General features: G+C 37.4%; 1 pseudogene. It reads left to right on the forward strand.

The window, feature by feature from the left end:
* Positions 1-262 (forward strand): annotated as a pseudogene (locus ACLJNW_RS25995) (30S ribosomal protein S6--L-glutamate ligase); the annotation flags it as partial.

Genomic DNA, 262 nt, shown 5'->3' on the forward strand with positions numbered 1-262 from the left:
GTCTAGGATCTATTATGTTCAAGAAATGATAAAGAGGCCACCTAGAGATATTAGATGTATTGTTGCTGGAGATCAGATTATTACTGCAATATATCGATATTCTGCTGTAGGTGAATGGAGAACAAATGTTGCAAGAGGTGGTCATACTGGACTTGCACCTATTACACATGAATTAGAAGAGATTGTAATTAAGGCAGCTACTGCAGTAGGAGGTGGTATTCTAGGTGTAGATGTTATGGAAGATGAGAATCAAGGATTAGTT

Source organism: Salmonella sp. SAL4457 (assembly GCF_046548235.1).
GTDB lineage: Bacteria > Pseudomonadota > Gammaproteobacteria > Enterobacterales > Enterobacteriaceae > Salmonella > Salmonella enterica.